A 24,311-nucleotide genomic window follows, 5' to 3' on the forward strand; every position below is an offset into this window, starting at 1 on the left:
CCAGAACGGATCAAGCTTCGAGCTGTTCCAGCACCTTCCCCTTCGTCTCGATGCCGAGGAAATGCACGACGATCGCCGCCGCGAACGGCACCGCCGCGAGGATGTAGAACGCGACGTCGAGATTGCCGCCGACCATCGTCTTCGAGACGATCGCCGGCGCGAAGATCGCGGCCACTTTCAGCCATGCGCCGCCGACGCCGCAGCCGAGCGCGCGGATGCTGGTCGGATACAGTTCCGGCGTGTACACGTAAGCCGTGATGAAACCGCTCGCGAGGAAGCCGAGCGCGAACGCGCTGAACGTCGCGACCACGTACACCGACATCGCATGGCACACGCCGGCCAGCGCGAGCGACACGGCACACAGCACGAACGACACGTTGATGATCGGCTTGCGCCCGACCTTGTCCACCAGCAGCGCGCATACGAGCGACCCGACGACGCCGAGCACCGACGCGGCCACCGCGAGGTTCAGCGCGAGTTGCAGCGGTGCGTGATAGAGGGTGCGATAGATCGTCGGCAGCCACGTGGACAGCCCGTACTGGATGAAGCCGCAGGTGATCCACAGCATCGCGACCGCGAGCGTGCGCTTCAGATACGCGGGGCCGAACAGGTCCTTCATCCGGCGCTTCGGATGGCGGTTCGCCAGTTCGTCGAATTCCGCCGCGTGCGCGACCGGCGCGAGCGGCCCCTTCGCGGAACGCTCGAACACGGTCATCGCGTTGTCGGCGTCGCCGAGGCGCTCGCGTTCCGCGAGCCAGCGCGGCGATTCCGGCACGAGACGGCGCAGCACGAAGAACAGCACCAGCGGCAGCCCGCCGATGAAGTACATCGCCTCCCAGCCGAAACGCGGCACGACCCACGCGCCGAGCGCGTTCGACGCGAGCAGCCCGATCGGGAACACGATCTCGTACAGCAGCACGAAGCGGCCTCGCCCATGCGCGCGGCTGATCTCGTTGATGTACGTGGCCGCGACCGGCAGTTCGCCGCCGAGACCGAAACCCTGCACGACGCGCAGCGCGGCGAACGCCGCGAAGGTCGGCGCGAACCCGCACAGAATGCTCGTCACGCCGATGATCCCCGAACTCCACGCAATCGCGCGCACGCGGCCATGACGCTCCGCGAGCCACGGGAACAGGAACGCGCCGAACAACTGGCCGACCGATCCCGAGGCGATCAGGAAGCCGATTTCCCACGGCGTCAAATGCCACTTCTGGATCAGGATCGGCAGCGTCGCCGCGATCGCGATCACGTCGAAGCCGTCGAAGAACGTCGCGAGCCCGATCAGCACGCGCGCGCGAATCTGCATCGCGTTGGTCGGCATCCGTTCGAGCCGCGCGATGATGGAGCCCCGGGTGACAGGTCCGCTGACACCCGCCCCGCCTCGATGTTCGATGATGTTGTCGATGGTTCTCATGCCTGGTGTCTCTGCCGTCAAAAAGGGGGGGAGTTACGCGAGAGCCTTGCTGGCGTCGGTCAGTGTCGCGAGATCGACCGGCCGCCCCTGCTGCATCCATTTGCGCGCGAGCTTCAGGTCGCGCGCGGCGTTGATCGCGATCGCGCCGCGCAGCGCGCCGTCCTTCACGCAGAACAGCGTCGCGCGTTTATCGGCGAGACTGCCGCGCACCGCGAGGTCCGCATCCGTCGGCAGGTCGCCGAGGATCTGGAGGTTCACGTCGTACTGATCGGACCAGAACCATGGAATGTCCGCATACGGCTCGGCCTTGCCGAGCAGCGCCTTCGCGGCCGCGATCGCCTGGTTCTGCGCGTTCGCCCACGATTCGAGCCGCACGCGGCGGCCGAGCCACGCGTTCGGATGGTTCGCGACGTCGCCGCACGCGAACACGTTCGGGTCGGCCGTCGCGCCGTATTCGTCGACGACGATGCCGTCCGCGACCGGCAGCCCCGCCGCCTCGGCGAGCGCCGTGTGCGGCGCGAGGCCGATGCCGGCGACCGCGAAGTCCGCGTCGAGCACGGAGCCGTCCGCGAGCGTCGCGCGCACGCGTTGCGGGTCGTCCGGGTGGTCCTCGATCGACGCGAGCGCCGCGCCGACGCGCACGTCCACGCCGTGCGAACGATGCAGGTCGAGCAGGAACTGCGACACGACCGGCGGCAGCGAACGCGCGCACAGTCGCGGCGCGCCTTCGACCACGGTCGCTTCGACGCCGAGCTTGCGCGCGGTCGCCGCGACTTCGAGGCCGATCCAGCCGCCGCCGATCACGAGCACGCGGCGGCTGCCGCGCAGCCTCTCGCCGAGCGCCACGGCTTCGTCGAGCGTGCGCAGACAGGTGACGTGCCGCGTTCTGACAAGCGCATCCGGCAAGCGGCGCGCCGCGCCGCCGGTCGCGATCACCAGCCGGTCGTATTCGACCTCGCGGCCCGAGCGCGTGCGCACGATGCGCGCCGCGCGGTCGATCGACGTCGCGCAGTCCGGTTGCCACGCTTCGACATCAAGGCCCGCGAATTCGTCGGGCTTCACGATCCGCACCGTGTCGATATCCGCTTCGCCCGCGAGCACCGCCTTCGACAGCGGCGGGCGCTCGTACGGCAGATGGGCTTCGTCCGCGATCATCACGAGGCGGCCGTCGAAGCCTTCCTTGCGCAGCGTCTTCACGACCCAGCCGGCCGCCTGGCCGCCGCCGATCACGACGACGGTGCGCGGCGCGGCAACGGACGCCGATGCCTGCGGCGCGCTCACGACTTACGCTCCGTCATGAACTTTCCTTCGGGAGCCTGAGCATTCTTCTGCCGCCGCGTGTTGCCGTCGAGGCCGCCGTCGATCGCCCATTCCGCGAAGACGGTCGGGCCGGGTTCGAATTCGCGCGGCTGCCAGTCGGGCGTCAGCACGTCCTCGTCCGCGTAGTATTCGATCAGCCCGCCGGCCGGGTTCCGGAAGTACCAGAAGTACGCGGACGACACCGGATGCCGGCCCGGCCCGAGTTGCGTGGCCCAGCCGCAGCGGCTGATGTGCAGCCCGCCGCCGAACACTTCGTGAATGTCGCGCACGGTGAACGCGACGTGGTTGAGGCCGCGCTTTCCATCCGGCAGCGCGAGCAGGAAGATGTCGTGGTGGCCGCCGTGCGGCGCGCAGCGCATGAACGCGCCGCGCCCCGGATAACGGTCCGACGTCTCGAAGCCGAGCCGCTCGTGATAGAACCGCTCCTGCTCCGCGAGGCGGTTCGTGAAGAACACCACGTGCCCGACCTCGACCGGCTCCGCGCGCTCGTACACCGGCGACGGCTGATCGACGCGCAGCGTCTGCCCCCACACGTTCGACGGCGAGCCGTGCAGGTCCAGCGCGCGGCGGCGCGTGACCTCGACGCGGATCGCCATCCCGGCCGGATCGATGCAGCCGATTGCGTCGTCGGTCGCGTAATAACCCGGCTGGTCCGCGAGACGGCCGCGCAGCGCGTCCAGTTCGGCGCGCGTCGCGACGCCCCACGTGACTTCGCGCAGCGTCGGCCCGTCCTCGAACGGGGGCGGCAGCGACGCGTCGTTCGCATCGACGACGAGCACCGTGCAGCCGTTCAGCGTCTCGAAACGCGCGCGCGTTTCGTCGTGCGCGACTTCCTTCAAGCCCCAGTCCGCGAAGAACCGCCGGCATTCGCCGAGGTCCGCCACGCCATACGTGATCTGTTCAATGCCGAGTATCGTCATGGCCTCTTTCTCCTGTGCGCCGCCGTCAGACATTCGCCCACGGCAGCGGGGCGTCGTTCAAGCCCCAGTAGAGGCTCTTCTGCTGCATGTACTCGCGGATGCCGAGGCGGCCCTTCTCGCGGCCGATCCCGCTGTCCTTCCAGCCGGAGAACGGCGTCGAGATCGAAAACAGCTTGTACGTGTTGATCCATACGGTGCCCGCTTCGAGCGCGCGGGCCACGCGCCACGCGCGCTTGTAGTCGCGCGTCCAGATGCCGGCCGCGAGGCCGAACACGCTGTCGTTCGCCTGCGCGATCAGCGACGCCTCGTCGTCGAACGGCATCGCGACCAGCACCGGCCCGAAGATTTCCTCCTGGCAGATGCGCGCGCCGTTCGCCAGTCCTTCGAGGATCGTCGGCAGATAAAAGAAGCCGTTTTCGCGGCCGTCGCCGGTCGGGCGCTCGCCGCCGCACAGCAGCCGGCCGCCCTCTTCGAGCCCGAGCGCGACGTAACGCTCGACCGACTCGCGATGCTTGCCGCTGATGAGCGGCCCCATCTGCGTGTCGTCGCGCGTCGGGTCGCCGACGCGCAGCCGGCGCGCGCCGTCGGCCAGCCGGCGCATGAATTCGTCATAGAGCGAACGCTGCACGAACAGCCGCGAGCCCGCGATGCACGCCTCGCCCGACGAACTGAAGATGCCGTACAGCACGCCGTTCACCGCATGGTCGAGGTCCGCGTCGTCGAACACGATGGTCGGCGACTTGCCGCCCAGTTCGAGCGACACGGGCATCAGCTTCTCGGCCGCGATCCGCGCGATGCCGCGGCCCACGTCGGTGCCGCCGGTGAACGACACCTTGCGCACGCGCGGATGGCGCACCAGCGCGTCGCCGATCACCGAGCCCTTGCCGGGCAGCACGCTGACGACGCCCTTCGGCACGCCCGCTTCCTCGCAAATGCGCGCGAGCGCGAGCGACACGAGCGGCGTCACTTCGGCCGGCTTCAGCACGACCGCGTTGCCGGCCGCGAGCGCGGGCGCGAGTTTCTGCGCGTCGGAGGCGATCGGCGAATTCCACGGCGTGATCGCCGCGACGACGCCAATCGGCTCGTGCACGCTCATCGTCAGGTAGTCGCCGCGCGACGGCGTCAGTTCTTCGTCGAGCGTTTCGAGGCACGCGGCGAAATAGCGGAACGTGTTCGCCGCGCTCGCGACCAGCACGCGCGTCTCGCCGATCGGCTTGCCGTTGTCGCGGCGTTGCAGTTGCGCGAGCGCCTCGTGGCGCGCGGTAATCAGGTCGGCGATCCGGTACAGCACGAGCGCGCGCTGATGCGGCTTCAGCCCCGCCCAGTCCGCGCGGCGCCACGCGGCGTCGGCCGCTTCGACGGCGTCGTTCGCGTCGTCCGCGTTCGCAGTCGAAATTTCCATGTTCACCGACTGGTCCGCCGGGTACACGCTCGCATAGGTCGCCGCGCGGCCGCGACGCCATTCGCCGCCGACGAAGATGTCGCCGTCCGGCACGAGACGGGAATCGAAAGGGGTCATGTCACAAGCTCCATCGGACCAGTCGCGCCGCATCGCTGCGCGCGTGCGGGTCGCGTCAAATCACACAGCGCGCCGCGCGGTTGCGCAGCGCACGAATCGCGCTATAGGCAGTCAATGCCGACGTCTTCGGGTTGTCGGGCAGCGGCTTGCCGCACATCTCCAGCGACATCTCGCCGAACGCGCCGCGCGCGACGATCCGGTGCACGTTGCGCGTGACCGCCGGATCGGCGATCAGGCGCACCGACGTCTGGTCGAGGCCGAGGCCCGCGAGCGCGATCGTCGCCGCGACGTTCGCGTTCTTCGGATAGAGCCGCGCCGCGTCGCGCGCGCTGCCCTCGAAGATCACGCGCTCGACATCGAGCGCGCGCAGGTCGCACACGTCCTCGGCCGGCGTGCCGAGCCAGCCGACCGGCGGCTTGCGGCCCGTGTACAGCACTTCGTCGAGGCCGCCGAGTTTCGCGGCGGACAGCGCGTCGATGCCGCCGATCGCGCCGGACAGCAGCGTCAGCGTCGCGTCGCCCTCGTCCGCCGCGACCGACAGCCGGTCGAGCAGGCCGAGATCGGACAGCGCGCCGATCGACGCGACCGCGCAGTCGGTGCCGGCCTTCAGCAGCGGCACCACGTGATCGACCAGCGCCGCGTGGCCCGCGCATTCGAGCGCGAACTGCGGGCGCGTCGACAGCGCATCGACCGACGACACGACCTCGACCGACGGCCCGACCGCGCCGCGCACCGACGCCGCGTGATGCTCGGGCACGATCACGTGCGACACGTGCACGTGCGGATCGGCGGCGACCGCGCGATAGACGGCCTGGCCGATCGCGCCGAAGCCGATCATCGCGACGTCGATGCCGGCCACGTACGGACGATGGGCGTCACGCATGTTGCGGCTCCTCTTTCTTGACCGGCGGCCCCGCGAACGCGGTCGCGAAGCTGCCGACGGCGGTCATGTCCACTTCGACCAGCACCGGGCCGTTCTTCGCGAGCCCTTCGCGGATGATGGCGTCGGCCTGATCGAGCGACGACAGCCGGTAGTGCGCGAGGCCGAGGCTCGCGCAGAACTGCGCGAAGTCCGGCTGGTGCAGATCGACGTAATAACGGCGGCCGCCGTACTGCGCGTCCTGGATGTTGCGGATCACGCCGTAGCACTTGTCGTTCATCAGCACGATCATCACGTTCGCGTTTTCCTGCACCGCGGTCGCGAGTTCGCCGACGTTCACCATCAGGCCGCCGTCGCCGACGAGGCACACGGTCTTCGCGGCCGCGCCCGCGAGCGCCGCGCCGATCGCCATCTGCATCCCCTGGCCGATGCCGCCGCCGAGCGCATGCACGCCCGCGCGCGGCGTGAAGATCTTCAGCAGCCGGTTGCCCCACGTGCTGTTCGAGATCGTCACGTCGCGCACCCAGTTGTAGTCGCGGCCGACCGCGCGTTGCAGCGACTCGACCAGCTGCCGGTACGGGCCGAGCCCCTTCGCGGTGTCCGCGACCGCCGTTTCGCGCGCGGCCGCCAGGTCGCCGGCAAACGCCGGGTCCACTTTCAGGCGGCCTTCGAGACGCGTCGCGAGCGCGTCGAGCACCGCCGCCGCGTCGCCGTGCACGAACAGCTCGTTGCGATAGCCTCGGTTGTCCGCGAGCGCGTCCGCATCGACGCGATACAGCGGCTGCGGCAGCGCGAGCTTGTACTTCAGCGTTTCGTTGCCGCGCAGCCGCGAGCCGACCACCAGCATCGCGTCGCAGGTGCGATAGAAGCCCTCGACGGCCGGATGCACGTTGAACGCGCCGAGCGTCGCCGGATGGTCCTCTGGCAGCACGCCGCGGCCTTGCACGCTAGTCACCACGCCGAAGCCCAGCGCCACCAGCCGCTCGACGGCCTGGGTCGCGTGGCGCGTGCCGCCGCCGAGCCACAGCAGCGGACGCTTCGCGCTCGCGAGCGCGTCGGCCAGTTGCGCGACGCGCGTTTCGTCGTGCGTGAGCGTCGTGACGTGCGGCGCGGCCATGTCGTGCGGCCAGTCGGTCAGCGCGGCCTGGATGTCGATCGGAATCTCGACGCTGACCGGACCGCTCGGCGCGGTCAGCGCGACGCGCACCGCTTCGCGCACGGTCGCGAGCGCCGTATCCACCGAACGCACGCGGAACGCGGCCTTCGAGATCGACGACAGCATCGTCAACTGGTCCGGCGCTTCGTGGATATACGCGAGGTCCTGGTCCAGATAGTCGGTTTCGATCTGCCCGGTCACGTGCAGCAGCGCGGTGCCGGCGGTCAGCGCCTCGACCATCGCGCCGGCCGCGTTGCCCGCGGCGGTGCCGGTGCTCGTGAACGCGACGCCGAGCCCGCCCGACACGCGCGCGAGGCCGTCCGCCATGTTGACCGCGCCGGCTTCGCCGCGCGCGCCGACGTAGCGGATGTTGCCGCGCCGGCCGATCGCGTCGAGGATCGGCATGTTGTGAATCGAGATCACGCCGAACGCCGTCCGCACGCCGCATTGTTCGAGAAAGGCAGCAATCAGCTCCCCGACGGTGGTTTGTTTAGACATGTCGTGCAACGCCTCCGGAAACATCGATGTGACTGCCCGTCGTATAGGACGACAGGGCCGTGGCCAGATAAAAGAGCGCCTGTGCTGCTTCGTCGGGACGACCGAGGCGGCCAAGCGGAATGTGTTTCTTGCGCGCGAGTTCGGCGGTCCAGTCTTCCCAGCTCTGGCCCGGCTGCGCGCCCGCTTCGTAGCGGCGACGCCACTGGCCGGACTCGACGAGGCCGATCAGGATCGAGTTCACGCGGATGCGCTCCGGCGCGAACTCGCCCGCGAGCGACTTGACGAGACTCAGCACGCCCGCGCGCGCGGACGACGTCGCGACCATGTGCGGCTCCGGCTGCAACGCGAGCAGCGAATTCACGCAGACGATCGACGCGTTGCCGCCGGCCGCGGCCGCCTCGCGCAGCATCGGCAGGAACGCGCGGGTCGGGCGGATGATGCTGAAGTACTTCAGGTCCAGTTCGTCGCGCCACGCGTCGTCGGTCGTGTCCGCGAACGTGGACACGCGGCCCTGGCCCGCGTTGTTCACCAGCATGTCGGTGCGGCCGAAGCGCTGCTGCACCTGCTGCGCGAACGCGTTCACCGCGTCCGCGTCGAGCACGTCGCACGGCATCGCGAAGAGCGGCGCATCCGCGTGGCGTTCGCGCAGGCCCTGTTCGGCGCGCGCGAGACGCTCGCGGTCGCGGCCGCAGATCGCGACCGATGCGCCCGCGCGTAAAAAGAGTTCGGCGGTCGCGAGCCCGATGCCGGACGAACCGCCCGTCACCACCGCGACCTGCCCGGTCAAGTCGATTCGAATCATCAGATCCCCAATGCCTTCATGTACGGGCTGCGCGCGGGCGGCCGGTAGTTGAGACGCTTCGACAGTTCGTCGGCCGCGCGCCGCACCTTGCCGACGAGGCCGCTGTCGAGCAGCGACGCGTCGATCGCGGAGCGCGGAATCGTCGTCGTGATGACCGCCGCGATGCGGCCCGTGTCGTTGCGCACCGGCGCGGACACGACCGAAATGCCGCGCTCGAACGACGACTCGCTGATCGCGAAGCCGCGCTCCGCGTCCTCGCGCACGCGCTCGTACAGCGCCTCGACGGTTTCCGGCGTGTGCTGCGTGAAGCGTTCGAGCTTCGGCTCCGGATACAGCCCGCGCAGTTCTTCGAGCGTGAAGTCGCCCATCAGCACCTGGCCATGGGTGGTCGCGTGCGCGGGCAGCCGCGTGCCGACGTTCACCTTCACCGAACTGAAGATCGGCGCATGGCTCTGCGCCTTCGCGACGAACACCACGTCGCGGCCGTCGCGGATCACGATGTGGCTCGTGAGGCCCGTGTCGTCGCGCAGCGATTCGATCACCGGCAGGCCGAGGTCGGTCAGTTCGAGCGAACTCAGGTATTCGAAGCCGAGCCGCAGCACCGCGACGCCGAGCCGGTAGTTGCGGTCGCCGTCCGCGCGTTCGAGGAAACCGAGCGCTTCGAGCGTTTGCAGCAGACGGAACACCGTCGTGCGCGGAATGCCGAGCCGCCGCGACAGTTCGGGCGCGCCGAGCATCGGCTCGCGCGGCGAGAACTCGGTCAGGATGCGCAGACCGCGTTCGAGACCGGGCACGCGATAACCCGCGTCGCTCCGGTCGTCGTCCGCGTCGTGCGGACGGTCTGCAATGTCTGGGGTCATTCAGGAACTCCGTTGTTCTTCACGCTGTTTTCCCGCTGCTGTTCGACGTCGAGGAAGAACGCGCCGATCAATGCGTCGTAGGCGGCGGGCGCTTCGACGTAACCCGCGTGGCCCGCGCGCGGCACGATCCGCAGCGGCGTGCGCGCCGCATCCGCAAGCCGCTCGCACGCGGCGGGCGGCGTGATGCTGTCCTGTTCGCCGACCGCCACCGCGACGCGGCCGTCGAACGCCGCGAGATCGGTTGCGAGGTCCGCGTTCGCGAGCAGATGCGTCGCCTGCGCGTAACCGGCCGGCACGATGCGCGCCATGTTCCAGCGCACCCATGCGCGCGCCGCGTCGCCCGCGTGCGCGGACAGCATGTTCGCGCTGCGCTTTTCGGCCAGCCCGGCAGGACCCAGGTCCGCGAGCATCGCGAGGCGCGCGTCGCGCTTCGATGCGCGCACATCCGGCGACGCCGCGCCGTAACCGCCCGCCGGCGAGATCAGCAGCAGGCCGGCGACGCGCGCCGCGTTGGCCGCCGCGAACGCGCCCGCGACAATCGCGCCGAGCGAATGGCCGACCAGCACGCAACGCTCGACGTCGAGCGCATCGAGCCACGCGCGCAGCACGTCCGCATAGTCCGAAGCCAGCGGCGACCCGGCGGCAACCGGCGTCGATTCGCCGTAGCCCGGCGCATCCCATGCGAGCACGCGGCGCGCCGCGCCGAGCGTTTCGAGTTGCTGCACCCACGACGCCGCGCCGGAGCCGATGCCGTGCAGCAGCACGAGCGGCAGCCCGGCTTCGTCCTTCGCGCCGGCAGCTTCGCGATACCCGACCGCGCGCGCGCCCACTTCGACGCGGCGCGCGGGAAAACACGCGAGCCGCGCTTCGAGCGAAGCGGCGACGGCATCGGGAGTGGCGGCGGAAGAAAGCATGGCTGCGTCGACGGGTGCGTTTTTCATCGCGCGAATCAGCGCTTGAGATTCGCGAGCGGCGAATCCGGCGGATAGGTCGGCGTGATCGGCTTCGGCGAGCCGAGCATCACGCACATCAGCGCGTCCTCTTCGCCGATGTTGATCTCCGTGCGGTACACGCCGGGCGGCACCGAGATCAGGTCGCGTTCGCCGAGCACCGCTTCCCACGTCTCGCCGTCGCGCTCGCAGATCACCTTCATCTTGCCGCGCAGCACGAAGAAGATTTCTTCGACATCCCTATGGATGTGGCTCGGGCCGACGTTGCCGGCCGGAATCACCATCGTCGAGAACGTGAAGCCGCCGGCCGGCACGGTGTTCACATCCTTCGCGACGCCGGTGCCGCCGGTGCCGACGTAGCGCATCTGCGCGCGGCGATACTTCGGGTCGTAGTCCGCCTGGAACTTCAGCGCGTCCCAGTCGTAGCGGCGCGTCGACAGACGCGCGACGCGGCTTTCCATCCACTGCTTGAAGCTGGCGTCCGCGGGCTGGTCCCACGACTTGCGCTCGATATCTGCATCGGCCATCGATTTCTCCTTTCGATTGGACTGAATCAATTCATCACAAAACCGCCGTTCACCGGCAGCAGTTGCCCGGTCACGAAACGGGCGGCATCGGAAAGCAGGAACAACACGGGTCCGGTCACGTCGGCCGGCACCTGCGCGCGTTGCAGCGCGCGCCCTTCGCGGTAGTAGTCGTGACGCGCCTGCGGCACGTACGCGGTCGCTTCCACTTCGGTCAGCCCCGGCGCGATCGCGTTGACCGTCACGCCGTGCTCGCCGAACTCGCGCGCGAGCGAATGCGTCATCGCGATCATCGCGCCCTTGCTCGCGACGTACGCGAGCAGCTTCGGCGCGCCCCACAGGGCGGTGTCCGACGCGATGTTCACGATCGCGCCACGGCCCGACTCGCGCAGATGCGGCAGCGCCGCCGTGCTCGCGAGCCACGTGCCGCGCACGTTCACGGTCATCACCGCGTCCCACGTCGCGGGGGTCAGCTCGGTCGCGGACTGGCCGCCCGAGTTCGTGATCGCCGCGTTGTTGACGAGGCCGTCGAGGCCGCCGAGCGCGGCCGCTGCCGCATCGACAAACGACGCCACGCTGGCCGGCTGCGCGAGATCGAGCGGCCGGTACGACACGTCGTGGCCCGCCGCGCGCAGCGAATTCGCAAGCGCCTCGCCGTCGTCGTGCAGCAGGTCGCCGAACACGACGCGCGCGCCCGCTTCCGCGAGCGCCGCGACGAACGACGCGCCGAGCCCGCGCGCGCCGCCGGTCACGACCACGCGCCGACCGTTCAGGGCGACCGTGGCGACCTCACGCATGGCGCTGCTCCGCGGCGGGCTGTGCGGCCGCGTCCTGCTGCGCGCGCCACGCATCGAGGTCCGCGAAATGCTGCTGCGCGCGCTGGCGCAACATCCGGCGCACGCGCGTCATGCCGACGTCGTGCTGATACAGGAACTCGTGATCGCGCGCGTTCGGCGCCATGCTTTCGAGGACGTAGCGGTCCTGTTCGAGCACCGCCCAGTGCAGCCCTTCGAGGCGGTTGCGGTACAGGAAGCGCCATGCGTCGCGCTGCCAGCCCGTGACCTTGCGGGTGCGCCAGAAATAGACCTGGCAGTGGTCGCCGTCGACCGGCACCGCGAAGCCGATGATCCCGAAGTTGCCGCCCGGACCGAACTTCCTGCGGTACGGAATCGCGAGACGCATCCACAGGCAGCCGGTTTCACCGAGTTCGACCCAGTCGAAGTTCACGTCGCGCTGGCCGGTCTTTTCGAATACGAGGCCGGTGTCGGTCTTGCGCACGCGCATGTCGGCCTGCTTGTCGCCTTCGGCCATCGAATGCGACGTCGCGTGCAGATACGCGCCGTGCATCGGGTCCATGACGTTGTCGATCGCGTACTGGTAATTGCACTTCCAGTTCGACATGCAGAGGAAATGCGAGTATTCATCGCTCGCCAGTTCCTCGGGCAGCACGAGCGGCGCCGGCTCCTTGTGCGCGTCGTCGCCGAACCACAGGAAGATCGCGCCCGCGCGTTCCTCGACCGGGTACGACTTCACGCACTTCTGCCCTTCGAGCGGACACGCGGCCACGGCCGGCACGTTCTTCACGGTGCCGCCGCCGTCCACTTCGATGCCGTGATACCAGCACGCGACGCGGTCGCCGAGATTCCAGCCGAGCGACAGACGCGCGCCGCGATGCGGGCAGCGGTCTTCGAGCGCGTGTACATGACCTTGCTGATCGCGCCACAGCACGATCTGGTCGCCGAGGCGCGTGATGCCGATCGGCGCGTTGCTGACCTGCCAGCTCGGCGCGACCGGATACCAGTAGTTGCGCAGGCCGCGGTCGAGGTAAGTCCGGATCGGATCGGCCGCGCCGGCGGTTTCGGGTGTGGGGGATGTCATTGAACAGACTCCGGGTACGTATTCGGGGAGACGGGTTCTTCGCGCGGGCCGCCCGCCAACGCGGGCCGGCGCGTTACGCGCGCGCCGGTCAGTTCATTCGGATAACAGACGGAACTCGGCGGCGAGACGCTCCGCGTTCCACGGCGAGCCTTCGGGCGTGCGAAAGCCGATGCGGTTCAGACCGTCGACCACTTCGCCCAGCTCCACCGCGCCCGCGTCGAACACCTTTTCGAGCGCGTCGCCGAAGTCGTTTTCGTATTGCGTCGGCTCGGCCTTGCGCGTCTGCCAGATCATGTTCCCGACGTCGCCCGGCTTCTCGATTACGCCCTTGCCGGCGACGTTGTTCGGTTGCGGCGCGAGCCACGGCTTCAGATACGGATTGAAATTCACGGTCACCTCTCGCTCGGTCATTCGACCTTGATCTGGATTTCCTCGCCGGCGAGGCGCACCGCGTACTGCTTCAGGTCGCGGCCGCCGGGCTCTTTCAGGCACTTGCCGGTCGGAATATGAAACACGGCTTCGTGCAGCGGACATTCGACGGTGTCGCCGTCGATGAAGCCCTGCGTCAGCAGCGCGTACGCATGAGGGCAGACGTTTTCGAGCGCATAGATCTCGTCGCCCACCCGATAGATGCCGATCTCGGCGCCGTCGAGCTTGAACTCGATCGGCGCGTCTTCGGACAGGTCGCCGGCATGACCGGCGCAGCGCCATTCTTCAGCCATTTCTCACCTTCTCCCGATCACCTTCGTTCCATATAAGGAACATTGGTTTATGTATGGTTATTATAGGAGCCGTTTTTCGTTGGAAAAAAATAAATACGAGCCCACTGGGGTAAACACCTGGCATGCAGCGTGAAAGCGACAGATCGACGTTGCGGCCGGATTCCCTCCAATTCACCAAACGCCCATTTCATAAGGCTTTCGAGCCGGTCAAACCGAACTAACCCGGCTTCGATGCACGTTTCGCGGCCAACGAAAAAAACTTTTTGACGCGCATCGTGAGTCTCTATACTTTCCATAGGCAGCACAACTGCCCATATATGGAACATAACGGCAACGGGCGATCGATGCAAGCAGCACGACGCGCGACAGCCGTAAAAGAAAGGTTGGGGAGCCTGCGCAGCCGGCGGGCCACTTGTCACACGATCAGGAGTCCAGAGTTGAAACACGTCATCGCCGCCGGCCTCGCCGGGATCTGCGCCACGTCGGGCGCATGGGCACAAAGCAGTGTCACGTTATACGGGAGCCTCGACGCGGGTGTCGCCTACATCAGCAACGTCGGCGGCAGTTCGAAGTGGATGCTGGAACAGGGCAACATGCAGCCGGACCGCTGGGGCCTGAAGGGCGTCGAGGATCTGGGCGGCGGCCTGAAAGCGGTGTTCCAGCTCGAAAACGGCTTCTACACGAACACTGGCGCGCTCGCGAAAGCGAACACGCTGTTCAACCGCCAGGCGTACGTCGGCCTGAGTTCCGACCAGTTCGGCACGCTGACGCTCGGCCATCAGACGCCGTTCGCGTTCGACGTGCTCGGCCCGTTGAGCACCGCGTATCTGGGCGCAAGCTGGTATGCGTTCCATCCCGGCAACATCGACCAGCTGGCCGATACCGGCGTGGCGCCGTACGACAACTCGATGAAGTACAAGTCACCGAGCTGGTACGGGCTGTCGTTCGGCGCGATGATGGGCTTCGGCAACACGACGAACTTCTCGACCGGCCGCACGATGGGTTTCGCGGTCAGCTATGCGAACGGGCCGCTCAAGGCCGGCGCGACGTGGTCGAACGAGCACGACCGGTCGGTGTCGATCTCGACGACCGGCATCAACACGTTCCAGGGCCAGCCGGGCGCGACGTACATCGCGGACAAGGTCGAGAACATGGGCGCGGGCGCGTCGTACCAGTTCGGCAATCTGCTCGTGCACGGCCTCTATACGCGCACGAAGCTGCAGTCGAATGGCTACTCGGACACGTTCCAGAGCTACGACGCGGGCGCGAACTACCAGTTCACGCCGGCCAACAGCGTGGTCGGCGGCGCGGCGACCTCGACGCTGTCCGGCCGCCGCTGGACGCAGTTCATGATCGGCGACATCTACGCGCTGTCGAAATCGACGCAGGTGTACGTGAACGCGCTGTACCAGCACGCGAACTCGGATGCGCAGGCGGCGTTCTTCACGGCGGGCGTGTCGAGCGGGCGCAATCAGACGATCGTGCTGACCGGCATCCATCACTCGTTCTGATGATGATGTGACTGACGTAGCGCGCGGCGGTCACGCTCCACGTGCATGGCCGCCGCTACGTCGAACGAAGAGGAAGACCGCGCTTCAGCCCGCGGCGACCGGCTTGTTGCGCGCGTGCGCGGCGGTCGGGTCGTCGGCGTGCGGGCGATAGTTGAGCCGCGCCGACAGGTCGATCGCCGCGCCGCAGACGGCGGCGATCAGCGGCACGCGTTCGTCGTCGCCGATATCGGAGCGCGGCACCGTCGCCGTGATCGCGGCGACGATCCTGCCGGACTGGTCGCGCACCGGCGCGCTGACCACCGAAATGCCCCGCTCGAACGACGCCTCGCTGATCGCATACCCCTGCGCCGCGCTTTCGCGCACGCGCGCATACAGGTCCTCGACGGTGTCCGGCGTGCGGTCGGTGAAGCGTTCGAGCGGCTGCCCCGCATACAGCGCCTTCAGGTCCGCGAGCGTCATGTCGCCCATCAGCACCTGGCCATGCACCGTTGCATGAGCGGGCAGGCGCGTGCCGACGTGCACCTTCACCGAACTGAACATCGGATCGTGCGTCTGCGCCTTCGCGACGAACACGACGTCACGCTCGTCGCGGATCAGCAGATGCGTGCTGAGGCCGGTCGCGTCGCGCAGCCGTTCGAGCACCGGCGTGCCGAAGTCGGTGAGTTCGAGCGAACTCAGGTATTCGAAGCCGAGCCGCAGCACCGCGACGCCGAGCCGGAAATGCCGGTCGCCGTTCGCGCGTTCGAGGAAACCGAGGGCTTCGAGCGTCTGCAACAGGCGGAACGTGGTCGTGCGTGGAATGCCGATGCGCTTCGACAGTTCCGGCGCGCCGAGCACGGGTTCGCGCGCGGAGAATTCCGCGAGGATGCGCAACCCGCGTTCGAGGCCCGGCACCAGATAGGTGGACGACGCGCCGCCTTCTTCGAGCGCGTCGGCCGGGTCCGCGGCAGCGGATGCAGCGGTGTCGTCGTCGGGCAGCGTTTCGCCGCGCGGCGGGGCGGTCCCTCGCCCGGTGCCTGTTTTCTTGTCTTTTGCCATTGCCGGCTATCGTCTGACTGATCGGTTACAGGTCAGCATGATAGCGCGAAGCGTCGCCGGGTCCCGCCCGCCGATCATTCAACGCTCGCCGCTCCGCTGCCGTTGCCGCGACAACCACTGCATAACCGCCATGCGCCCCTTCCACACGACGATCGCCATGCGCGCAGACCAGCGTGTCGCCGCACACTGTCCGCCACCCGATCCGCTCGCTGATGCAGAAGATGCCTTGCACGCGGCAGGCCGAACGCGCGACGCTCGCGCCGCGGGTCAAGCAAGGGCACGCGGCGGCGTTGCGCTCTCCTCCCCTCCCTCGCCGCGAATTTCTCGCAGCCGCGCCCGCGCACAACCATTAACTTTTCACGCATTTACGCCGTTATACTTTCCATACACGATACGTCGTTTTATGTATGGAACAACAACACCAAGGCGGGCGGCCTTCCTGAGACCATGAAAACCCTGACGATCAACCTGCGGATCGCGATCACGATTGCGACGCTCGGCGTCCTGCTGCTGGCGACGGGCGCCATCGGCATCTTCGGCATGGCCGAAACGAACCGCGCGCAGCACGACGCGTATGCGGTGCACTTCGCGTCGGCGGTCGCGCTCGGCAAGTCCGGCACCGCGATGTCGCGCGCGCGCTTCGGGCTCGACTGGGCGATGGCGAATCCGCATTCGCCGCAGCTCGGCATGCAGCTGGACCGCGCGAAGAGCCTGTTCGCCGAATCCGACCGCTGGTGGGCCGAGTTTCGCGGGCTGCCGAAAACGCCCGAATTGCAGGCGCTGACCGACGACCTCGACGCGAAGCGGAGCGCGGTGTTCCGCGACGGCATCGACCGCCTGATCGAAGCGATCCGCGCGGGCGACACCGGCTGGATGGACGAGACCCGCGCGCAGCATCTGATCGCGCTGTACACCGCGATGAACGCGAGCCAGAGCGCCGTCGAACGTTACCTGGATCAGCAGGCGCGTTCGTCCAACGATCATTCGGCCGCGCTGTTCCATGCGCTGCTCGCGACCTGCGCGGCGAGCATCGCGCTCGCACTGGTCGTCGCGTTCCTTAGCTGGCGTTCGCTGCGCCGCGCGATCATGACGCCGCTGCGCGACGCGATGGGCCAGTTCGATGCGATCGCCGCCGGTGACCTGACGACGCGCGTGGCCGTCCGCAACGACGACGAAATGGGAATGCTGCTGCACAGCCTGGCCGCGATGCAGGACCGTCTGCGCGCAACCGTGCAGACGGTGCACAGCGGCTCGCACGCGATGGCGACCACGACGCAGCAGATCGCGGCCGGCAATCTCGACCTGTCGCAGCGCACCGAGGAACAGGCGGCGGCGCTCGAAGAAACCGCGTCCGCAATGCAGCAGTTGATCGCGACCGTGCAGGTCAACGCGACCAACGCGCAGCAGGCGAGCGAACTCGCGCACGGCGCGTCGGACGTGGCCGCGCGCGGACGCGACGCGGTGAGCCGGATGGTCGACACGATGCGCGCGATCCATGCGGGCTCGTCGAAAATGACGGACATCATCGGCGCGATCGAAAGCATCGCATTCCAGACCAACATCCTGGCGCTGAACGCGGCAGTCGAGGCCGCGCGCGCCGGCGACGAAGGGCGCGGCTTCGCGGTCGTCGCCGGCGAGGTGCGCAGCCTCGCGCAGCGCTCGGCGTCGGCCGCGAAGGAGATCGGCGCGCTGATCGCGGAATCGACCGGCCGCGTCGAAAGCGGCGCGGGGCTCGTCACCGAGGCCGGCGGCGCGATGCACGAAATCGAGGCGGCGATCGCGCGGGTCGCGACGATCGTCGGCGAGATCGCTAACGCGTCGCGCGAACAGCGCCAGGGCATCGAACAGGTCGGGCTCGCGGTCACGCAAATGGACGAGGTCACGCAGCAGAACGCGGCGCTCGTCGAGGAAAGCGCGGCCGCCGCGACGTCGCTGGCCAAGCAGGCGCAGTCGCTGAGCGCGCTGACCGCCGCGTTCAAGGTCGGGCACACGGCACTCGCGGTGGGCTGAACAGCGGGTTGAATTCAGCAGCGCGGTTTGCACGCGGCCCGCAATCGTCGAGAATGATGCGACGACATTTCCGGACGCTCAACACGCATGACGCCGCGCCAGCACTCCCTGTCGCTCAAGGCCCGCGCGAACGCGCTCGCGCCGCTGCCGCTGATGGCCGTTGCGCTGCTGCTCACGTATGCGACGGTCATTCCCGCGTCGCTCGTCGCGCTGGTCGATCCGCACTTCGCGGCCGGCGGCCCGCAACTCGAAAAGAAAGGCATCGCCGCAATGTTGCTGGTCGGCGTGATCGTCGCGCCGCTCGTCGAGACCGCGCTGACTCAATGGGCGTGCATCCGGCTGCTGCGCCGGTTCGGCTGCCGCGCCGGCGTCGCGATGTTCGCCTCGGCGGCGCTGTTCGGCATCGCGCATACGTACAGCCTGTTCTACATGCTGATGATGGCATGGGTCGGACTCGTGCTCGCGGCCGTGTTCGTGATCGAGGACGAACGCGGCGGCCGGCCGTTCGTGCTGACCGCGTCGGTCCATGCGATGCACAACGGCATCGCCGCGCTGTATTTCATCTTCGTCGCGTGAGCGGGTAGCCGTTCGACGCCGACGCGCCGCTCCGCTCACACCGAATCCGCGATCAACCCGCGCAGCCATTTATGCGCGGGATCGCGATGCACGCGTTCGTGCCACAGCATCGCCATCTCGTAGCCCGGCACCTCGACCGGCGGCTCGACCACGCGCAGCGCCGCATGATTGAGCGCGAGCCGCGACGGCACCATCGCGACGAGATCGGTGCTCGCGACGACCGACAGCACGAACAGGAAGTGCGGCACGGACAGCACGACACGCCGCGTCACGCCCCGTTCCGCGAGCGCCTCGTCGGTCACGCCGTAAAAACCCGCGCCGTCCGGCGACACGATCACGTGATCGAGCGCGCAGAACTGCGCGAGCGTCGGCCGGCGCTTCAGGCGCGGATGCCCGGCGCGTCCGGCCAGCACATAACGCTCGGTGAACAGCACGCGCCGATGCAGCCCGGCCGGCGAGCCTTCTCCCGTATGGAACACGAGGTCGATGCCGCCCTGCTCCGCCTGCTTCGCGATCCGCGACGGCACCATCTCGACCACCGCGAGCCGCGCGCCGGGCGCCGCATCGCGCAGTGCGTTCAACGCGGGCAGCACGATCGTCGATTCGCCGTAGTCGGTCGCGGCGACGCGCCACGTGTGCGTCGCGGCCGACGGCTCGAATGCCTGCGACGGAGACACCGCCTGCTCCAGCGCATCGAGCGCGCGGCGCAGCGGCTCGCGCAGTTCGTCCGCGCGCGCGGTCGGCCGCATGCCGCGCGGCCCCGGCAGCAGCAGCGGATCGCCGAAAATCTCGCGCAGCCGCGCGAGCTGCACGCTGACCGTCGGCTGCGACAGGTTCAGCCGCTGCGCGGCGCGCGTCACGTTGTGCTCCGCCAGCAGCACGTCGAGCGTCAGCAGCAGGTTCAGGTCGAGCCGTCCGAGATTAATCATTGCAATACCTGAAATTCTGGAAATTCATTTCCAATATACCCGACGCGAACCTATGCTGACCGCTTTCGGCCACGGAGATTCGACAGATGAAGGTGCTCATCGTCTACGCGCATCCGGAACCGCAGTCGCTGAACGGCGCGCTGCGGGACTTCGCGATCGGGCGTTTGCAGCAGGCGGGACACGAGGTCCGGGTATCGGACCTGTATGCGATGCAATGGAAGGCGACGGTCGATGCGAACGACAGCACGGAGCCCGTGCGCGGCGCGCGTTTCGACGTGTCGGCCGAATCGAGGCGCGCGTTCGAGAACGGCACGCAGAGCGCGGACATCGCACTGGAGCAGGGCAAGCTGCGCTGGGCCGATGCGGTGATCCTGCAGTTTCCGCTGTGGTGGTTTTCGATGCCCGCGATCCTGAAGGGCTGGGTCGAGCGCGTGTACGCATGCGGCTTCGCGTACGGCGTCGGCGAGCATTCGGACGCGCGCTGGGGCGACCGCTACGGCGAGGGTTCGCTGGCCGGCAAGCGCGCGATGCTGATGGTCACGGCGGGCGGCTGGGAATCGCATTACGGCGCGCGCGGCATCAACGGGCCGATCGACGACCTGCTGTTCCCGATCCAGCACGGCATCCTGTATTACCCCGGCTTCGACGTGCTGCCGCCGTTCGTCGTGTACCGGACGAGCCGGATCGACGAAGCGCGCTATGCACGCATCCGCGACGCGCTCGGGCAGCGCCTCGACACGCTGGCGACGACGCCGCCGATCGCGTTCCGTCCGCAGAACGGCGGCGACTATGAAATTCCGGCGCTCACGCTAAAAGCCGACGTCGCGCCGGGTCAAGCGGGCTTCGCCGCGCACGTCAAGGGCTCGCGCGATGAACGCGCCGACAGGGACGCGGAGCACAACCGGCTATAGCCGCTAAGGGGCCGGCTTCCTCAGCGGCCCACATCACGCACGCCGCGCGCGGCGATCACGCCGCGTCGGACGCTCCGTCCGCGGCCGGCGGCGTCTCGCCGTCGTTCGGGACCAGCGTCTTCAGGATGTCGCGCCAACTGACGATGCCGACCGGCCGGTTCTCGTCGTTGACGACCGGAATGCACGAGATCGGATGATCGAGGAACAGCCGGATCGCATCGGCCAGGTCCGCGTCCGGGCGCAGCGTCCACGGCCGGCGCGACATCACCTGATGCACGCGCCGGTTCAGCGTGCCCGCATCGCGCGCGGTCTCGACGTTGCTGCCGATGAACGGACTCAGCGCGCGCAGCATGTCGCGGTCCGACACGACGCCCTGCAACTCGCCCTCGTCGACGACCAGCAAGTGGTGAAACCCGGCTTCTTCGAAAATCTCCTTCACCGTCGTCAGGCTGTCGTCGAACCCGACGGTGACGAGCCGTTTCGTCATCACATCTTCTACTTTCACTCTCCGCTCCGCTCGAATCGTGTGCCGCTCCGGGCGTCGGCCGACGCTCGACGCGCGCCGCGCCGGCCCGCGCCTTCGTCGCCCGTCGTCCCCGTCCCGGAGCCGTCCTGTCAGTCGTGCCGACGCTGTGCATCCAGACATCGGCGGCGAACGCCGCACAGTATGACATCGAACCGTGTCGCGAAGAAACGGCGCGCGCGGCTACTTCGTCTCCATCCAGCTCACGTGCGCGGCGACCACCCGCCAGCCCGCGTCGGTCTTCAGCCACGTCTGGCTCTGCCGGCCGATGCGCGCATCGCCGTCGCGGCGAAACTCGATGTTCGCGACCGCGAACGACGTGCCGTACGTCGTCACGACGCGCGCGGTCACGGTCCGCGCGAGCCCCTTCGACGGACGCGCGGCGCGGAACGCGCGAATCGCGTCGTAACCGTACAGGTTCTCGGTCGCGCCGTAGCGCAGCGTATCCGGCGAATCGAGGAACAGCATGTCGAGCATCGCGACGTCGTTCGTCACGAGCGCCTGTTCGTAGGCGTCGAACGCCGCGTTCACTTCGGCCAGCACATCCGGGCGGTTCACCTCCATCATCGTTCGGCTCCTTCGACCGGCGGCGTCGCGCCGGAAAACGCAGGTACGTAAGCCAGCCCCGCCGCTTCGAGCCGCCGCGCTGCTTCGAACGCAAGATCCTCGCGCCATGGCGCGGCGATCAACTGCACCGCGAGCGGCAAACCGGAAGCGGTCCGCAGCGGCACCGCGACGACCGGCAGCCCGAGGCACGACACCGGCTGCGTGAGCAGCCCGAGGTTCGGGCGCACCGGCAGACGCTGGCCGTTCACGTCCATCCACGCCGCGCCGATCGGCGGCGCGACCACCGGCGTCGCCGGCGCGATCAGCACGTCGTGACGTTCGAACAGTTCGAGCACGCGCCGCCGCAGCACGGCCCGTGCGCGCTGCGCGTGCAGCAGCCACGCGGCCGGCAGCAGCGCGCCTGCGATCAGCCGGTCGCGCGACAACGGCTCGTGGTCGTCGTAGCGCGTGCGCAGCGTCGGCAGATGCAACTGGCCGCCTTCGGAGGCGGTAATCAGGAACGCCGCGCCGCGCGCGACCGCCGCGTCCGGGTATTCGACGGTCTCGCGCGCGCCGAGCGCATTCGCCGCTTCGAGCGCGACGCCGCGCGCGTCATCGCCCGCGTGTTCGTCGAAATAACCGCCGAGCCGCGCGACGCGCAGTGCCGCAATCCGGCCTGCGCCGACCGGCTCCGCTTCGCGCGGCGTCTGCGCCGGGTCGTCCGGATCGCGGCCCTGCAACGCGTCGTACACGGCCGCGAGATCGTCGACGCTGCGCGCGAACGCGCCGAGATGATCGAGGCTCGCGACGAACGGGAACGTGCCCGAACGCGACAGCCGCCCGTACGTCGGCTTCACGCCGAACACGCCGCAGCACGACGCGGGCACGCGCACCGAACCGTTCGTGTCGGAGCCGAGCGCGAGCGGCACGAAGTCCGCCGCGACCGCCGCCGCGCTGCCGCCCGACGATCCGCCGGCGGTGCGCGTCGTATCGTGCGGATTGCGGCACGGCCCCGCGTGATGGTTCTCGGTCGTGAAGCCATACGCGAACTCGTCCATGTTCAGCGCGCCGATCAGGATCGCGCCCTGCTCGCGCAGACGCCGCACGAGGAACGCATCGGCCTGCGCCGGCGGATCGTCCGCGAGCACGCGCGAGCCGGCCGTCGTCGTCACCTGTTCGATGTCGAACAGGTTCTTCGCCGCGAACGGCACGCCCGCGAGCGGCGGCAGCGGTGCGCCGCTCGCGCGCCGCGCGTCGAGCGACGCGGCCTCCGCGAGCGCGCGTTCGGCGGTGACCGTCGTGAACGCGTTGATGCGGCCGTCGTCGGCCGCGATTCGCGCGAGCGTGTGTTCGACCAGTTCGCGCGCGCTGAACGCGTGTTGTGCATACGCACGGGCGAGGTCGAGCGCGCCGGAAGGAAAACGGCGCGCGGTCATGGCCGGTACACCGGGGCGGGCTCGTCGTCCGCGTGCAGCGCAAACGCGAGCACCGGCGCGGCAATCGCCGCGACCCGCGCGAACTGTTCGTGCACGCGCGCGGCGGCGTCCGGCGCGAGGCCGGGAACGTGAAGCGTCAACGCGGCGTCGACATACGCGGCCAATGCGGCCGAATCGTGCGGCGAAGCATGATCGTCGGACATGGGGATTCCTTTCATTCGATCGAAGAAGACGCCGAACCGGACAGCCGGCGCGCGAGCGCGATCAGCGCGCGGTCGCTGCCGCGCGGGCCGATCAGCGACAACGCGAGCGGCCGGTCGAGATCGTCCGCGAGCGGCACCGTCACCTGCGGCAGACCCGCGAGCGCGGCGATGCTGTCCATCGTCAGCGCGTCGCGGTAAAACGCGTCGAGCTGCGCGGCCGGCGCGGCGCGGTCGAGCAGCGCGCGCGGCACGGTCGGCAGCGCGATCACCGCGCCGGCAACCAGCGCGTCGAGATGGCGTGCGATGTCGATGCGCCGCGCGCGCGCCCGCGCGACCTGCGCGTCGTCGAGCGTCGCGAGCCGCGCGAAACGCGACGCGATCGACGCGCCGAAACGCGGCGACGTGACCGCGATCCATGCGCCGAGCGACGCGCGGATCGCATCGTCCTGCAACTGCTGATACGTGTGCAGCCAGCCGGCCGCATCGCCGTCGAACACGGCGATCGCATCGGTCGCGCCGATGCGCTGCGCGCGCTCGTCGAGCCGCGCCGCGTCGTCGGGTTCGTTCGCGGCGCGCGCGGCGAACGCTTCCGCGCAGCGCACGATCCGCGCCGGCACCGGCGTCTGCGCCTGATCCGCGAGCAGCACGTCGGCGACGCGCGCGAGCATCTCGCCGGACCGCGCGAACCAGCCGACCGTATCGAAGCACGGTGCGAACGGCAGCACGCCGTCGATGCTGACCGCGTCGTGCGTCGGCCGGATGCCCCACAGTCCGCAGAACGCGGCCGGCACGCGCACCGAACCGCCGGTGTCGGTGCCGAGCGCGAAATCGACCGCGCCGCTCGCAACGGCGCTCGCGGACCCGCTCGACGATCCGCCCGGCAGCGCATGCGGCCAGCGCGGATTCGCGGGCGTGCCGTAGTGATCGTTCGCGCCTTCGAGGCTGTACGCGAGTTCGTCGGTGATCGTGCGGCCGTCCACCGACGCGCCCGCCGCGAGCAGCGCCGCGACGCACGGCGCGTGCCGCGCGGCCGGTTCGTGCGTCGCGAGCCAGTCCGGATTGCCGCCGCCCGTCACGACGCCCGCCGTGTCGATCAGGTCCTTCACCGCGAAGCGCAGGCCGTCGAGCGGCCCGCTGCCGGTCGCCGCGATGCGCAGACGCGGGCCGGGAACGAAGGCGTCCATC

At 68.9% G+C, this 24,311-nt stretch carries 25 protein-coding genes; 4 read left to right on the plus strand and 21 right to left on the minus strand.

The features are described 5' to 3' along the window. Positions 1 to 10 precede the first annotated feature (10 nt). The 14 genes from BLV92_RS19180 to BLV92_RS19245 form a co-directional block, all read right to left on the minus strand. Positions 11 to 1,414, minus strand: coding sequence for an MFS transporter (locus BLV92_RS19180; RefSeq protein WP_090547863.1), 1,404 nt, complete (start codon positions 1,412 to 1,414; stop codon positions 11 to 13). A gap of 33 nt (positions 1,415 to 1,447) precedes the next feature. After that, the gene (locus BLV92_RS19185) at positions 1,448 to 2,695 is read right to left on the minus strand and encodes an NAD(P)/FAD-dependent oxidoreductase (protein WP_090547865.1); all 1,248 of its coding nucleotides are present in this window, start codon (positions 2,693 to 2,695) and stop codon (positions 1,448 to 1,450) included. After that, positions 2,692 to 3,654 carry a VOC family protein gene (locus BLV92_RS19190; protein ID WP_090547866.1) on the minus strand — a complete coding sequence of 321 codons (963 nt, stop codon included), beginning with the start codon at positions 3,652 to 3,654 and terminating at the stop codon, positions 2,692 to 2,694. The genes BLV92_RS19185 and BLV92_RS19190 overlap by 4 nt, the downstream gene beginning before the upstream one ends. Positions 3,655 to 3,679: 25 nt before the next feature. Continuing rightward, positions 3,680 to 5,173 (minus strand): aldehyde dehydrogenase, encoded by a 1,494-nt coding sequence (locus tag BLV92_RS19195; RefSeq protein WP_090547868.1) that lies wholly within the window; start codon positions 5,171 to 5,173, stop codon positions 3,680 to 3,682. Between the two features lie 55 nt (positions 5,174 to 5,228). Continuing rightward, positions 5,229 to 6,056 (minus strand): aspartate dehydrogenase, encoded by an 828-nt coding sequence (locus BLV92_RS19200; protein WP_090547870.1) that lies wholly within the window; start codon positions 6,054 to 6,056, stop codon positions 5,229 to 5,231. Continuing rightward, complete coding sequence (locus BLV92_RS19205) at positions 6,049 to 7,707, minus strand: thiamine pyrophosphate-binding protein (protein ID WP_090547872.1); 1,659 nt, start codon at positions 7,705 to 7,707, stop codon at positions 6,049 to 6,051. Before BLV92_RS19205 ends, BLV92_RS19200 begins: the two co-directional genes overlap by 8 nt. Further along, a complete protein-coding gene (locus tag BLV92_RS19210; RefSeq protein ID WP_090547873.1) occupies positions 7,700 to 8,509 on the minus strand; it encodes an SDR family oxidoreductase in 810 nt (269 codons plus the stop codon). Before BLV92_RS19210 ends, BLV92_RS19205 begins: the two co-directional genes overlap by 8 nt. After that, a complete protein-coding gene (locus BLV92_RS19215) occupies positions 8,509 to 9,369 on the minus strand; it encodes an IclR family transcriptional regulator (RefSeq protein WP_090547875.1) in 861 nt (286 codons plus the stop codon). The genes BLV92_RS19210 and BLV92_RS19215 overlap by 1 nt, the downstream gene beginning before the upstream one ends. After that, entirely contained in the window at positions 9,366 to 10,283 is a 918-nt protein-coding gene (locus BLV92_RS19220; protein ID WP_090547876.1) for an alpha/beta fold hydrolase, read from the minus strand. Before BLV92_RS19220 ends, BLV92_RS19215 begins: the two co-directional genes overlap by 4 nt. 35 nt (positions 10,284 to 10,318) lie before the next feature. Further along, positions 10,319 to 10,846 (minus strand): cupin domain-containing protein, encoded by a 528-nt coding sequence (locus BLV92_RS19225; RefSeq protein WP_090547878.1) that lies wholly within the window; start codon positions 10,844 to 10,846, stop codon positions 10,319 to 10,321. 26 nt (positions 10,847 to 10,872) lie between these two features. Further along, positions 10,873 to 11,640: an SDR family oxidoreductase gene (locus BLV92_RS19230; protein ID WP_090547879.1), complete on the minus strand. Its 768-nt coding sequence runs from the start codon at positions 11,638 to 11,640 to the stop codon at positions 10,873 to 10,875. Continuing rightward, on the minus strand, positions 11,633 to 12,721 hold the full coding sequence (locus BLV92_RS19235) for an aromatic ring-hydroxylating dioxygenase subunit alpha (protein ID WP_090547881.1): 1,089 nt from the start codon (positions 12,719 to 12,721) through the stop codon (positions 11,633 to 11,635). The genes BLV92_RS19230 and BLV92_RS19235 overlap by 8 nt, the downstream gene beginning before the upstream one ends. A gap of 93 nt (positions 12,722 to 12,814) precedes the next feature. Beyond that, positions 12,815 to 13,132 carry a recombinase-like helix-turn-helix domain-containing protein gene (locus BLV92_RS19240; RefSeq protein WP_090547882.1) on the minus strand — a complete coding sequence of 106 codons (318 nt, stop codon included), beginning with the start codon at positions 13,130 to 13,132 and terminating at the stop codon, positions 12,815 to 12,817. Continuing rightward, positions 13,129 to 13,443 (minus strand): non-heme iron oxygenase ferredoxin subunit, encoded by a 315-nt coding sequence (locus BLV92_RS19245; protein ID WP_090547884.1) that lies wholly within the window; start codon positions 13,441 to 13,443, stop codon positions 13,129 to 13,131. Before BLV92_RS19245 ends, BLV92_RS19240 begins: the two co-directional genes overlap by 4 nt. A gap of 437 nt (positions 13,444 to 13,880) precedes the next feature. Between BLV92_RS19245 and BLV92_RS19250 the strand changes: the two genes are divergently transcribed. Beyond that, a complete protein-coding gene (locus BLV92_RS19250; protein WP_090547885.1) occupies positions 13,881 to 14,954 on the plus strand; it encodes a porin in 1,074 nt (357 codons plus the stop codon). Between the two features lie 84 nt (positions 14,955 to 15,038). On the opposite strand, the gene BLV92_RS19255 is transcribed toward BLV92_RS19250, so the two are convergent. Beyond that, entirely contained in the window at positions 15,039 to 15,992 is a 954-nt protein-coding gene (locus BLV92_RS19255) for an IclR family transcriptional regulator (protein ID WP_090547888.1), read from the minus strand. Positions 15,993 to 16,439: 447 nt separating this feature from the next. Between BLV92_RS19255 and BLV92_RS19260 the strand changes: the two genes are divergently transcribed. Together BLV92_RS19260 and BLV92_RS19265 are read left to right on the plus strand one after the other, a co-directional pair. Continuing rightward, positions 16,440 to 18,002, plus strand: coding sequence for a methyl-accepting chemotaxis protein (locus tag BLV92_RS19260; protein ID WP_090547889.1), 1,563 nt, complete (start codon positions 16,440 to 16,442; stop codon positions 18,000 to 18,002). An 87-nt stretch (positions 18,003 to 18,089) separates the two neighbouring features. Beyond that, positions 18,090 to 18,578 (plus strand): CPBP family glutamic-type intramembrane protease, encoded by a 489-nt coding sequence (locus BLV92_RS19265; RefSeq protein ID WP_090547891.1) that lies wholly within the window; start codon positions 18,090 to 18,092, stop codon positions 18,576 to 18,578. 35 nt (positions 18,579 to 18,613) lie between these two features. On the opposite strand, the gene BLV92_RS19270 is transcribed toward BLV92_RS19265, so the two are convergent. Beyond that, entirely contained in the window at positions 18,614 to 19,507 is an 894-nt protein-coding gene (locus tag BLV92_RS19270; protein ID WP_090547893.1) for a LysR family transcriptional regulator, read from the minus strand. Positions 19,508 to 19,593: 86 nt separating this feature from the next. On the opposite strand from BLV92_RS19270, the gene BLV92_RS19275 reads away from it, so the two are divergent. Then, entirely contained in the window at positions 19,594 to 20,418 is an 825-nt protein-coding gene (locus BLV92_RS19275; RefSeq protein WP_090547895.1) for an NAD(P)H-dependent oxidoreductase, read from the plus strand. A gap of 55 nt (positions 20,419 to 20,473) precedes the next feature. Here BLV92_RS19275 and BLV92_RS19280 read toward each other — a convergent pair whose 3' ends face one another. From BLV92_RS19280 to BLV92_RS19300, 5 genes are all read right to left on the minus strand, one after another. Beyond that, positions 20,474 to 20,923 carry a CBS domain-containing protein gene (locus BLV92_RS19280; protein ID WP_090547896.1) on the minus strand — a complete coding sequence of 150 codons (450 nt, stop codon included), beginning with the start codon at positions 20,921 to 20,923 and terminating at the stop codon, positions 20,474 to 20,476. A 201-nt stretch (positions 20,924 to 21,124) separates the two neighbouring features. Next, positions 21,125 to 21,508: an oxalurate catabolism protein HpxZ gene (hpxZ, locus tag BLV92_RS19285; RefSeq protein ID WP_090547899.1), complete on the minus strand. Its 384-nt coding sequence runs from the start codon at positions 21,506 to 21,508 to the stop codon at positions 21,125 to 21,127. Further along, positions 21,505 to 22,923: an AtzE family amidohydrolase gene (locus BLV92_RS19290; RefSeq protein WP_090547900.1), complete on the minus strand. Its 1,419-nt coding sequence runs from the start codon at positions 22,921 to 22,923 to the stop codon at positions 21,505 to 21,507. Before BLV92_RS19290 ends, hpxZ begins: the two co-directional genes overlap by 4 nt. Beyond that, entirely contained in the window at positions 22,920 to 23,126 is a 207-nt protein-coding gene (locus BLV92_RS19295; protein ID WP_090547902.1) for a DUF4089 domain-containing protein, read from the minus strand. Before BLV92_RS19295 ends, BLV92_RS19290 begins: the two co-directional genes overlap by 4 nt. An 11-nt stretch (positions 23,127 to 23,137) precedes the next feature. Further along, a complete protein-coding gene (locus tag BLV92_RS19300; RefSeq protein ID WP_090547904.1) occupies positions 23,138 to 24,310 on the minus strand; it encodes an amidase in 1,173 nt (390 codons plus the stop codon). Position 24,311: the final 1 nt, after the last annotated feature.

The sequence above is a fragment of the Paraburkholderia caballeronis genome (assembly GCF_900104845.1).
Classification (GTDB): domain Bacteria; phylum Pseudomonadota; class Gammaproteobacteria; order Burkholderiales; family Burkholderiaceae; genus Paraburkholderia; species Paraburkholderia caballeronis.